This window comes from Oceanobacter mangrovi, from assembly GCF_019740315.1.
Lineage (GTDB): Bacteria > Pseudomonadota > Gammaproteobacteria > Pseudomonadales > Oceanobacteraceae > Oceanobacter > Oceanobacter mangrovi.
In genome coordinates this window covers 82,953-96,627 of the sequence record NZ_JAHXZR010000004.1, presented here as the reverse complement: position 1 = coordinate 96,627, position 13,675 = coordinate 82,953, and the positions used below count along the sequence as shown (strand labels likewise).

At 56.4% G+C, this 13,675-nt stretch carries 4 protein-coding genes; all 4 read right to left on the bottom strand.

Annotation, left to right across the window (positions count from 1 at the left end; genetic code table 11):
- Positions 1–46: 46 nt before the first annotated feature.
- The 4 genes from K6123_RS09880 to K6123_RS09865 all read right to left on the bottom strand — a co-directional run bounded on the left by K6123_RS09880 (position 47) and on the right by K6123_RS09865 (position 13,672).
- Complete coding sequence (locus tag K6123_RS09880; protein WP_221797204.1) at positions 47–967, bottom strand: helix-turn-helix domain-containing protein; 921 nt, start codon at positions 965–967, stop codon at positions 47–49.
- Between the two features lie 271 nt (positions 968–1,238).
- On the bottom strand, positions 1,239–10,034 hold the full coding sequence (locus K6123_RS09875; protein ID WP_221797202.1) for a beta strand repeat-containing protein: 8,796 nt from the start codon (positions 10,032–10,034) through the stop codon (positions 1,239–1,241).
- A gap of 60 nt (positions 10,035–10,094) precedes the next feature.
- Positions 10,095–11,438, bottom strand: a complete 1,344-nt coding sequence (locus K6123_RS09870; protein ID WP_221797200.1) for an HlyD family type I secretion periplasmic adaptor subunit — start codon at positions 11,436–11,438, stop codon at positions 10,095–10,097.
- Positions 11,435–13,672 carry a type I secretion system permease/ATPase gene (locus K6123_RS09865; RefSeq protein WP_221797198.1) on the bottom strand — a complete coding sequence of 746 codons (2,238 nt, stop codon included), beginning with the start codon at positions 13,670–13,672 and terminating at the stop codon, positions 11,435–11,437. Before K6123_RS09865 ends, K6123_RS09870 begins: the two co-directional genes overlap by 4 nt.
- Positions 13,673–13,675: the final 3 nt, after the last annotated feature.

The following is a 13,675-nucleotide window of genomic DNA, read 5'->3' as shown; positions in this document are numbered from 1 at the left end:
TACGAACCCTGTTTCCAATTGCGCCTCCCGGCTGATGCAGCAGCGCTCAGTCGGGCCTTTGGCCGGGCTCCATCGAGGAATCCTTTGCCGGTTGTTGAACCTGCTCACGGTATTCTGATGGAGTCTGGCCCGTTTTTTTGCGGTAAAAGCGCGAGAAATAAGCCGGATCATCAAACCCCAGCGAATAGGCAATCTGTTGTACCGTCATGGTCGAATAGGACAGATCACGCTGGGCCGAATGAATGATTTCCGCGTTGATAATACTCAGTGGCGACTGCCCGAGAATTTCCTGACACACCCGTCGTAGCTGACTGCCGGTAATGCCCAGTTCAGCGGCATAGTTTTCCACACTCATCAGGGTTCCCAATGACTTGCGTACCAGCAGCCTGAAACGTTCAATCTGCTCGGTTTTGCGGGAACTGACCGCGGGTTCGAAGGTTTCACCATCAGACTGCAAACGCGACATTTTCACCAACAAGGCGCTCAGCAACAGATCGGCCGACGAGGCTTTATACAGGGCAGTGGCCAGCGCTTCCCGGCTGATCATGTCAAACAGGCTGGCACATTCAGAGAAATAGCGCTCTGTTGTGTGGGCTTCGATCACCCCACCCCGGCTGAACACCGACAGCGCCTCTGCGGCAGAAATACGCAGGCTTGATTCCAGCGGCGACTGTAAGGCGGTAATCACGTAGCCATCAATTCCGGGCGCAAAATCAAACCCGTGCACCACGTGCGCCGGAATCACAATAAAGCATGGCGCGCGGAACTCGACCGCAGCACCGTTCAGATAAACCGTGCCGTATTTTTCCTCGACGTATAACACCTGTATCAATGATTCATGCTGATGCAGATGAATCTTCCACTGGTGATGTTTGGCACGGCGCGCGATACGTTCGTAATGCAGAGATTGCGCCCAACGGTGTTCCGGGTTCTCACCGTAGAGAGCGTACTTGGGAATGGCTGCCATCGGAGTGCCTCTTGAGCCACCAGCTGCGGAGTGTTGGTTTTATAGATTTACGCCGCTGGTCTGATGATCAATATACCCTCTAACACCCACAGAATCCCGTTTTCACAGCCCGCTGCCGTGCGCACGCGAAGCGGGTGCCGGTTTGCTGCGATGCAACAGCAAACCGGCCAGAACACCCGGGCTACAGAACCCGGACGACAGCACTTATAAGCGCGCTCCTACAACAGTCCACTTGCCGCCCACTTAGAGCAGTGCACTTACAACAGAGCACTTACAACAGAGAAACCCCAACCGTATCCTCGATCTTCAGGCTGACGCTGGCGTCGCCGGAATTCACATAGACATCGAAGTCGTGGCCGTCGGCACTGCTGCTGCCACTGAGGCTCCAGCCGCCACCGGCCAGCGAAACCGTATCACCACTGTCACCAAAGATAATCAGGTCGTTGGCAGCATCGGTCATATCAATCACGTCCTGCAACGACAGGTTGGCCAGAGCGTGGTCGCCCTGCGTTGTCGTGTCAGCATCGTAGGTCAGATCGATGGCTTCGAAATTCAGCAGCTGCGGATTATCCAGCGCGCTGAAGTCGATGCTGTCACCTGCCGCCAGTACCAGGGTATCAAGGCCATTGGCACCGCTGCCGTCCTGTTCGTTACCGGCATCCATCACGGCAAAGTTCTGGCTCCAGGTGAGCTGATCATTGCCGTCCAGATGGATCGACAAGGTACCGCTGTCCTGGCTGCCATCGACGTCAGTGATGTTGTAGCCCAGTGACATATCAATGTCCTGGCTGTAATCCACCGAGCTGACAGATTCCACTCCGAGCTTGAAGGAGCTGTTGTTACCGGCGAGGAATTCGACCCCCAGAATCGCTTCGCCAACACTGCTGGTCACCAGATATTTGCCATCGGTCAGATCGGCATCCGACGTCAGGATGATGTTTTCCCTGCCCGAGGCGGTGATTACGGTGATGTAAAGTTCATCGCCGGATTTGGCACTGCCGAAGTTAAACAGCGAAATCCCCAGTGAAGATACTTCGTTGTTATGGCTGGTGTTGCCGCTGCTGTCGGTCGCGATGGTGGCGAAGTCGATCAGTAACTGGTCACCGGCGTTCATGTTGTTACTGTCGACACCAATGTAATAGTTGTTGGTGTTGACCGTGTGTTCAGCTGTCGCACTGGCCAGTTCGGCGGCGCTGTCCTCGATCAGGTTATGGGCTGCAATAATGGCATCGACCCCTGAGGCGTTGCCGTCACTGTCGTTGAACTGCAGCACGATGGTGTCGTTGTTACCACCGCCCGGCAGCACGATGCCGCCATCAAAGGTCAGGGCGACGCCCAGCAGTTCAACCGGCTGGCTGAAGCTGACGTCGGTGCCGTTGGCGTCTTCCATATTCACCGTCACGGTAAACACAGTCGTCGCGCCGGCGTCGATGGTACCGGTCACGGTTCCCGCCGCGTCGTCATAACTGATGGCGACTTGCTGACCATCGGCATACAGCTCGGGAATATTGAAGCTGCTGCTGTTCCAGCTGAAGCTGTTGCCGCCGTCGCTGGAATATTCCGTCGCAATGGTATTGCTGACGGTGGCGGCTACGCCGGATTCATTGGCAAACGCCAGTTGCTGGTCGCCAATCATGGGAACGTCATCGCTTAACAACAGGCTGACGGTGTCGCTGTTGCTGGCGGTCGATCCGCTGCTGTTTTCTTCGGCTGTGACCGTGGCGGTCAGATCAAAACCGGCGCTGGCACTGGATTGCGATACTGAAATGATCAAACCATCCAGCTCCGCCTGGGTGAAGGTCCAGCTGTCCGTGCCGGTGCTGTTGTTGGTGGTATTGGTGCCGATGCCTGAAGAGCTGGCATTGGAGAAGCTGGCCCCCAGCGGCACACCACTGATGGTCACGGTATCCTGAATAAATTCGTATTCCGTACCACTGCTGGCGGAATCGTTCAGCGCATCGGTGACCGAGCTGCTGATGCTGACATCAAATTCAACCCGGGTTTCGCCTTCAATCACCACGTTGTCGATCACCAGCGCTGGCGGGTTACCACCGGCACTGCTTTCAATCAGGATGGCGTTGGCTGCCCGGCCGCTGCTATCCACCGGTACCGTGCTGCTGTAACTCAAACTACCGGTTGTGGTTACCGCAGTAGCAATGGCTGCGCCGGTGAAAGAGGCGTCAATTGCACCGGTCGAGTCGATATAGGCCCACTTGATGGAAACCTGGCTGCCCGACACAAAATCCAGCGCGACGGTATAGCTGTCGCCGCTATTGAGGGTGGTCGAGAACATCTGCACCAGCGAGGTCGATTTCGGCAGCGAAGCCTGGCCACTTACCGGTGTCAGGTAGCTGGCGGTATCGTAATCACTGTTGTAGTTGCCCGAGTTACCCGGATAGGACACGGTTTTCCAGCTGGTACTGGTACTGAAGCTGCCGTCGGTGACCACATCCGGCAGTCCAACAAGCGTGCCGGACGAGGCCAGAATGGTGACGTCCGGGGTATCGGCGACCGCAACCACAGTGACCCGGGCTTCGGCATAAAACTGGTTGCCAGCAGCATCGGTGCGCAGATAGACAAAGCTGTCGCTGCCGGAAAAATCGGTATTCGGGGTGTACTTCAAAGTACCGTCACCATTGCTGGTGACCGTGCCGTTGGCACCCTGGGTCACCACAATGTAGCTGTATTCACTGTCGGCCAGAGTATCGACCGTGTTGGTGCCAGCGACGACAGCACCGTCCTTGCTTTCGTACACGGTCAGGCTGATGGCATCAACAATCACAGTGCCATCGGCGACGTTACTGTTGGCATTGGCGATGCCGCTGTCAGCCGTGGTGGCATTCAGTATCAGGCTTTCATTGCCTTCGGCAATGGCATCCGTTGACGTCACGACTTTCACCAGTACCGACTCGGCAATGCTGGCGTTGGCTGGAATTGTGATCTCAGCGCCGCTGATCAGACTCCAGCTGTTACCGCCATCGGTGGAGTAATACCAGTCGTCGGCGTAGTCGAGGCTGGCGCTGGCATCACCGCCAAAGCTCAGGCTGACCAGCGTATCGGTTGCTTTCGGTGAACTCAGTGCCACTTCAAAAATGGCATCCTCGCCTTCTGAAACAAAATCTGCCGCCCGCACCTGCAAGGACGGGTAATCGTAAATGGTGGTCGCGCCGGTATCGCTCTGATTGGCCATATCGGTTTCGGCGTAACCATTGATGCTGGCCGTCAGCGTCAGGCTTTCGCCGTTGTCTGCGATGCCATCCTGTAAACTGGAGACCTTGATTTCGATACGGGTGTCCCCCGCAGCCAGGGTCACCTGGCCACCACTGACCTGCTGCCAGCTCCAGCTTTGACCGTCCAGCGCCCACTGCTTGTAATACAGCACGCTGTTGTAATCACTGCTGTCGACATCACCGCCAATCGCCAGATCCAGTACCGTGTTGACCACACGACTGTCGCTCAGCTCAATCACAAATACCGCCGACTTGCCTTCATCAATCGCGGTCGGATTGGATACCGACAAGGTGTTGGCAACGTTAAAGGTGATGCTATTGTCGGCGACCGAGCTGGCGCTGCCATCGCTGACGCGGAAACCAAAGCTGTCGTAAGGCACACCGGTGTCGTCTGCCGCAGGCCGAAATGCCAGGTATCCCGCGTCAATATCGGCAACCGTGATGGTTTGATTGGCCGTGACTGCACTCCAGCTGCTGCCGTTGAAATACAACAGGCTGCCATCGTCCAGCTGGCTGAGATCGGTCACCGTCACCGAGGCCATGCTGTCGCCATCGGCATCGGCAAAACCAAAATCCGCCTGAGTCAGCGTATAGCTGCCATTTTTGGCCAGCCCGATAACATTATCCGCTGCGGTTGGCACATCGTTTACCGGATCAACCGTAATCGTCACGGTTGCTTGCGCAGTACCGCCATTGCCATCAGAGACGTCATAGACGAAGGAATCCGTACCATTGAAGTTGGCGTCTGGTGTGTAGGTAAAGGTGCCATCGGCATTCAGGGCTAACGAACCATGACTCACATCCGTTACCGGCGTGGTATTCACGGTTAATGAATCACCGTCCAGATCGCTGTCGTTACCAAGAATATCGTTAGCCAGCGTGGTGGTTAGCGCCGTGTCTTCGTTGGTGCTGTAAGCATCGTTCACAGCAACGGGGTTATCGTTTACCGGATCCACCGTAATGGTCACGGTTGCCTGAGCAGTACCGCCATTAGCGTCGCTGACTTCATAGACGAACGAATCCGTACCATTGAAGTTGGCGTCAGGTGTATAGGTAAAGGTACCATCGGCGTTCAAGGTCAGTGAACCGTGACTGACATCCGTTACCGGGGTGGTATTTACGGTCAGGGAATCGCCGTCCAGATCACTGTCGTTACCAAGAATATCGTTAGCCAGCGTGGTGGTTAACGTGGTGTCTTCGTTGGTGCTGTAAGCATCGTTCACAGCAACTGGATTATCGTTTATCGGATCCACCGTAATGGTCACGGTTGCTTGCGCAGTACCGCCGTTGCCGTCGCTGACTTCATAAACGAAGGAGTCCGTACCATTGAAGTTGGCGTCTGGCGTGTAGGTGAAAGTGCCATCGGCGTTCAGGGCCAGTGAGCCATGACTAACATCCGTTACCGGGGTGGTATTTACGGTCAGGGAATCGCCGTCCAGATCACTGTCGTTACCAAGAATATCGTTAGCCAGCGTGGTGGTTAACGTGGTGTCTTCGTTGGTGCTGTAAGCATCGTTCACAGCAACTGGATTATCGTTTATCGGATCAACCGTAATCGTCACGGTTGCCTGAGCAGTACCACCATTGCCATCAGAGACTTCATAGACAAACGAGTCGCTACCGTGGAAGTTGGCGTCTGGTGTGTAGGTGAAAGTGCCATCGGCGTTCAGGGTCAATGAGCCATGACTCACATCCGTTACCGGCGTGGTATTCACGGTTAATGAATCGCCATCCAGATCACTATCATTACCAAGAATATCGTTGGCCAGCGTGGTGGTTAACGTCATGTCTTCGTTGGTGCTGTAGCTGTCGTTGACCGCTACCGGTGCATCGTTTATCGGATCCACCGTAATGGTCACGGTTGCTTGCGCAGTACCGCCGTTGCCGTCGCTGACTTCATAAACGAAGGAGTCCGTACCATTGAAGTTGGCGTCAGGCGTATAAGTGAAAGTGCCATCGGCGTTCAGTGTCAGCGAACCATGGCTAACATCCGTTACCGGCGTGGTATTTACGGTTAATGAATCACCATCCAGGTCACTGTCATTACCAAGAATATCGTTGGCCAGAGTCGTGGTTAACGTCGTGTCTTCGTTGGTCGAATAGCTGTCATTGACCGCTACCGGTGCATCGTTTACCGGATCCACCGTGATAGTCACGGTTGCCTGAGCAGTACCGCCATTACCGTCGCTGACTTCATAGACGAACGAATCCGTACCATTGAAGTTAGCGTCTGGTGTGTAGGTGAAGGTACCGTCGGCGTTCAGCACCAGAGTGCCGTTGCTAACGTCGGTTACCGGCGTGGTATTTACGGTTAATGAATCGCCATCCAGATCGCTGTCGTTACCAAGAATATCGTTGGCCAGAGTCGTGGTTAACGTCGTGTCTTCGTTAGTCGAATAACTGTCATTGACGGCTGTTGGCGCATTATTGGCACCATCCAGACCATTAACGGTAATCACCAGTTCAGCTGTATCCGTGCCTCCATTGCCATCAGACACGGTGTAGGTAAAGACGTCTTCCCGACTTTCGCCACTGTTAAGCGCCAACGCAGCTGCCGTGTTGGCACTGTATTGATAGCTGCCGTCGGCATTCAGGGTCAGGCTGCCGTAGGTACCAAGCAGATCGTTGCCAAGGGTTCCATCGCTGCCGGAGCCGGATTCCGAACCAGTCCGAATCGCTGTTACCTGCAGGTTGTCGTTATCCAGATCCAGGTCGTTGCTGATGACCCCCAATGTATCGTTGCGGCTGATGCTGTTGCCTTCAATAACGCTGTCGCTGTCGTTTACCGCCACCGGTGCATCGTTTACCGGATCAACCGTAATCGTCACGGTCGCTTGCTCAGTACCGCCGTTGTCGTCGCTGACTTCATAAACAAACGAGTCGGTTCCGTGAAAGTTAGCGTCTGGTGTATAGGTGAAAGTGCCATCGGCGTTCAGCACCAGAGTGCCGTTGCTAACGTCGGTTACCGGCGTGGTATTTACGGCTAATGAATCACCGTCCAGATCACTGTCATTAGCCAGAACAGTGCTGCCATTCAATACCCCGTCTTCATCGACACGGTAGCTGTCGTTTACCGCCACCGGTGCATCGTTTACCGGATCAACCGTAATGGTCACGGTTGCCTGAGCGGTACCGCCATTGCCATCAGAGACTTCATAAACGAAGGAGTCCGTACCATTGAAGTTGGCGTCAGGCGTATAAGTGAAAGTGCCATCGGCGTTCAGTGTCAGCGAACCATGGCTAACATCCGTTACCGGCGTGGTATTTACGGTTAATGAATCACCATCCAGGTCACTGTCGTTACCAAGAATATCGTTGGACAGCGTGGTCGTGAGCGTAGTGTCTTCGTTGGTGCTGTAGCTGTCGTTGACCGCTACCGGTGCATCGTTTACCGGATCAACCGTAATCGTCACGGTTGCCTGAGCAGTACCACCATTGCCATCAGAGACTTCATAGACAAACGAGTCGCTACCGTGGAAGTTGGCGTCTGGTGTGTAGGTAAAAGTGCCATCGGCGTTCAGGGTCAACGAACCATGGCTAACGTCCGTTACCGGCGTGGTATTCACGGTCAGTGAGTCGCCGTCCAGGTCGCTGTCATTGTCCAGTACTGTGCTGCCATTCAATACACCGTCTTCACCGACACGGTAGCTGTCGTTTACCGCTACGGGATTATCGTTTACCGGATCAACCGTAATCGTCACGGTTGCATGAGCGGTACCGCCATTGCCATCAGAGACTTCATAGACGAAGGAATCCGTACCATTGAAGTTGGCGTCAGGCGTATAGGTAAAGGTGCCGTCGGCGTTCAGGGTCAACGAACCATGGCTAACGTCCGTTACCGGCGTGGTATTCACGGTCAGTGAGTCGCCGTCCAAGTCGCTGTCATTGTCCAGTACTGTGCTGCCATTCAATACACCGTCTTCACCGACACGGTAGCTGTCGTTTACCGCTACGGGATTATCGTTTACCGGATCAACCGTAATCGTCACGGTTGCTTGCGCAGTACCACCATTGCCGTCACTGACTTCGTAGGTAAAGGAGTCAGTGCCATGGAAATTGGCGTCAGGTGTATAGGTAAAGGTGCCGTCGGCGTTCAGGGTCAACGAACCATGGCTAACGTCGGTTACCGGAGTGGTATTTACGGTCAGGGAATCGCCGTCCAGATCGCTGTCGTTACCAAGAATATCGTTGGCCAGAGTCGTGGTTAACGTGGTGTCTTCGTTGGTCGAATAGCTGTCATTGACCGCTACCGGTGCATCATTGACTGGATCAACCGTAATGGTCACGGTTGCCTGGGCAGTACCGCCATTGCCGTCACTGACTTCGTAGGTAAAGGAGTCGGTGCCATGGAAGTTGGCATCAGGGGTGTAGGTAAAGGTGCCATCGGCGTTCAGCACCAGTGTGCCGTTGCTAACGTTGGTTACCGGTGTGGTATTCACGGTTAATGAATCACCGTCCAGATCGCTGTCATTGGCCAGCACGGTGTTGCCATTCAATACCCCATCTTCGTCTATGCGGTAGCTGTCTGCCACGGCTTCTGGCGTCTGATTCAGCGCGGCTGGGGTATCATCGTGTTCGCCATTGCTGCCGTCATCGGTGATGGCAATGGCGGCGGCCGGGTTGCTGGCAGTCGCCAAACCACCCAGCACAGTCACCTGCAAGCCAAAGGATTCACTGCCTTCCAACGGCGAGTCATCGGTGGTGTTCAGCCGCACCTGTACCGAGCTGCTACCCGCCGGAATGGTAAGCTGGTTTTGCGCAATCGCTTGCCAGGTTTGGCCGCCATCAAAAGACACCTCCAGGCTGTTGGCGTCGTAGTCCGATGCATCGGCGGTGCCGGGTACCAGCGTCAGTTGCAGGTTGATATCACTGGTTGCCGCCTGACTCAGATTGATCTCGAATACCGCTTGTTGACCTTCGCCAATATCACGGCCTGATACCGAAATATCCGGCACGCTGACGTCGGTAATCAAACCAGTGGCGCTGGCGTTATCAATGACGGCTGGGCCGCTGGCATTGCTGATCTGCAGCGTCAGGCTTTCGGTCGCTTCAGCTAGTGTATCGGCACTGGTCGCGATGCTGATTTCCAGCCGGGTCTGGCCGTCGGCAAAGGTTGCGGTGCCACTGACCGAGCTGAAATCGGCTGCTGAAGCACTGTTGGACGACAACAAGGCTGTACGGTAATCGATGGTTTGTTGACCCAGAAATTCGCTGGAACGGGTGATCACAAACACCAGCTCATTGCCTTCGGCGGCCTCGGCATTGGCGATGCTGAAATGGTTCTGAACCACCACAGTGCCATCGCCTGTGCCTGCTGCCAGGTTCTGCGGTTGTAACGCAAACGCCGAGTTACGGGTGTCGATGCTGGCAGTGTCACTGGGGTGATCGAACAGCGATGTCGAACGTGTGTCCACCTTGCCTTCATCTGCATTGTGTTCAAACGCTGCGTTCTCGCGATTGTTGTTCTCCAGATCGCGATCTACTTCGTTGTTATCAGCAATGCGGTTATTACCCGTACGGTCGTTCGCACTGTTCTGTGGCTGGTTTTCAGCAGTCTCAGTATCGGCCTGGGCACCGGCATCATTGGCCAGCGTGTTACTGTCCAGATTCATTTCTGTACTGGCCAGCAGGATTTCACCACTACCGCCATTACGCTCAAAAATACTGGCAGCAGCTTGATCGAGCCAGTCGATTTGCAGGTTATCAGCATCAAAACCGTTCAGCCGGTCGCCAACAAATAATGGGTCACCTGCCGCCAGCAAACGTTGCTGACCATCCGCACCGGTAACTTCAAAGTCGGCAGGAGCCTTGAGAACCCGACCAATAACTGTAGCCATTTGTTTACCCTCGAAACGAGCTGTAGCCCCGCCTTGGCAAGGCTTAATAAAATTTGATGGTTATTCCAGCATGCCACTGCTGAGCGTGCGGTTGATCGGGTTGAGCAGATAGCTCAGCAGGCTGCGCTTGCCGGTGACGATATCGACCTCACTGGTCATGCCAACACGGATTGGCAAGGTCTGCCCCGCATGGCTGATGGCATCACTGGCGGGCCGTACCCGACCGACGAAATAGCTGCTTTCGCCGCCACCGGTGTCTTCGGTGATGGTGTCGGCACTGATAAATTCGAGTTGGCCAGCGACACCGCCATAAATGGCAAAATCGTAGGCGGTCAGTTTGATACGGGCGTTTTGGCCCTGACTCAAATGGCCAATATCGGCCGGGCGAATTTTCACCTCGACCAACAGCGAGGTTTCATCCGGCACAATATCCAGTACGTCCATGCCTGGCTGAATCACCCCGCCAGGGGTGTTGGCGTACACCCGTTTGACGGTGCCGTTAACCGGCGACCGCAAGGTCGTACGGGCAACCCGGTCGGCCAGCGATGTCTGGATTTCCAGCAAGCGTGCCAGCTCAGCCGACTGTTCGGTCAGCTGCTGACGGGCCTGACTACGGAATTCCAGCTCGCTGTGCTCCAGCTTGCGGCGGTTTTCTTCAATCAGCGATTGCAGCCGTGGCAGCGACAGCTGACTGGCTTCCAGCTCACCTTCGGCTTCCGCCTGACGGCTTTGCAGTTGCAGCAGGTCAACTTCCGACAGGACCCGCCGGGCGACCAGCGGCTGCTTCAGCGCCAGTTCCTTGTTGATCAGCTGTAACGAGCGTTCGAGCTGACGAATACGCGCCTGGGTTTCCTGCTGCTGGCTTTCCGCCTGCTTGATCTGTTCGCGCAGAATGTTCTGGTTTTCGTTGAGTTCGGCCCGGTGGCTGTTGAACAAGGCCTGCTCGCCAGTCAGTAACGTGGCGGGCAAACCTTGCTGGTTTTCCAGCGGCTCAAATGACTGGCTGTCGGCTTCCGCCTGCAGCCGCAACAGCCGGGCTTTCAAAGCCTGCGACTGCACCCGGTTTTCTTCAAACGAGCCGGAAAAAGGCAGGTCGCTGATCTTTGCCAACGGCTGACCCGCACTCACCTGCTGGCCTTCAGACACCAGGATTTCTGCCAGCACGCCGCCTTCCAGGCTCTGGATGGTTTGCACCTGACCGGCAGGCACAATCTTGCCGGACGCTCGTACGACGGTGTCGATTTCGGCCACTGCCGCCCAGATCAACAAAACCGTGGTGGTCAGGCAGATCACCGCGGTCAGACCGTACCAATGCCAGGGCACTCGCTGGGCGATGGCCGACTGCAAGCTGTGCATGGTGTCGATATCAAGGTCGCTGAAGCGTTGTGGATGCGGCAGGCTCATAAGCCATCCCCCTGTGTTTTATCACTGGCCTTGACCGTTTGCCCGGCCAGCGCTTTCAGCACCTGGTCACGGGGGCCATCCAGCACGACCCGGCCTTCGTCCAGTACGATCAGACGATCCACCAGCGCCAACATGCCCTGCTTGTGGGTAATCAGCAGCAGCGTCTGACCTGTGTGCTGCAGATACTGTTGCAGCCGCTGACGCACCAGCGCTTCGGAGGAGCTGTCCATCGCACTGGTCGGTTCATCCAGCACCAGCACCGGTGCCTGATCCAGCAGTGAACGGGCCAGCATCACAGCCTGTTTCTGACCGCCGGACAAACCGCGTCCCGCTTCCGCCACAGGGGTATCCAGCCCGGCAGACTGGCGGCTCAAATGGCGCGCCAGCCCAGATAGCATCACCACCTGATGAACCTGTTCATCGGTCGCCTGCGGCTGGCGCATCACTACATTGGAACGAATGGTGCCGCGCAGCAGCCCGGCATCCTGCAACTGCACCGACAGCAACTGGCGCAGGTCACCCGGCTCAATCAGGTTGAGGTCTATGCCGTCGATCAGGCACTGACCTGCCGTCGGTCGATACAGACCGGCCAGCAAGGACGCCAGGCTGGACTTGCCAGAACCGGCGCGGCCAATAATGCCGACCCGCTCGCCCTTGTTAATGGTCAGATTGATGTCCTGCAGGGCCGCCACGGGCGACTCGCCATAACTGAGGCTGACATGCTGCAGCTGGATCGAGTCTGTGAACGACGCCTTGTGAATGGCACCGGATTCACTGCGTTCAGTCGGCAGTTGCATCAGGCCATCCAGCTGTTGCCAGACGGCGCGGGTTTGCTGGTAGCTGGCCAGCAGACTGGCCGCCTGAGCCATTGGCGCCACCGCCCGTGACGACAGAATCACCGCCGCCAGCAAGCCGCCCAGCGTCAGTTGCTGGTCGTGCACCTGATACACCCCCGCCAGAATGATCAGCACGGTGGTTAGCTGCACCATCATGCCGGTAACCGTGGTCAGACTGGCCGTCAGCAAATGGCTGCGCATGGCAACGTCGGCCGACTGGCCACAGGCCTGTTCCCACTGGAACTGGATCTGGCGACTGTGGTTACAGCTGCGCAGGGTGGCGAGCTGAGACAGGCTTTCAATCAGCAAACTGTTTTTGGCGGCGGCAGCCTGACTGCCACGTTCAATCGAACGGCGTAACGGTCCGGCCAGCAAGCCACCGGCCAGCAACAGCAACACCATGGCCGCCAGAGGAATCAGCACCACCGGGCCCGCCAGCCAACCGATCATCAGCAAGAACAGCACCGCAAACGGCAGATCCACCAGGGTTACCAGGGTCGTCGAAGCCAGAAACTGGCGTACGGAATCGAACTCGCGCAGGCTGTTGACGAGGTTTCCGATACGATCAGGGAAGGCCGACAACGACAGCCCCTGCGCCTGGCGGAACAGTCGCGCTGACAGCAGCAGGTCGGATTTGCGGGCAGCAATTTCCAGCATCCGGGTGCGCAGAAAGCGCAAGGCGGTGTCGGCCAGATACACCAGCACCACACCAATCACAAACACCCAGAGAGTATCGAGGGCATCGTTCGGCACCACCCGGTCGTAGACGTTCATGGTGAACAGTGGTGTTGCCATCACAAACAGGTTGATGAACACCGACGCCACAATCACGCTGAGGTACATGCCACGGCCACGCCACAACACATCAAAAAACCAGTGCTGACCGGCAGCCGCATCCGCCAGGCTGCTGCTGTCGTGCCGAGCGGTTTGCTCACTGTCTTGCTGCGGCAAACTCTTCAGCAACCAGGCAAACCCCAGATACTGCTGTTGCAACTGTTCGACGGGCAGGCTCTGCGGTAGCTCCGGGAATTCTGGCAGCAGCACAGTTGCCACGCGGCCGTCGTCCGACAGTTGTTCCAGCACACAGGCCTGACCGTCTTGCAGCAGCAGCACACAGGGTAACAACAGCGAGGAAAACCGCTCTAACGGGCGCTCGGTCAGACGAGCCTGAAAGCCCGCCCGCAGCGCCATGTTAGCGAACAGCGCCGGGCCGCCGGACGAGTGCAATAACTCGTCGGCAGCATCGGCAGACTGTACCGGCAAATCAGCGATCAGGCTGGCAATACTGACCGGCCGACGATAGCGCGCAGCAAACAGCACCAGCACCTGCAACAGTGGCGTCCATTCCGTGTTGTCAGGCTGGCTGCTGCTGACCTTGAGTTCAGCAACAGTCGCCATAAC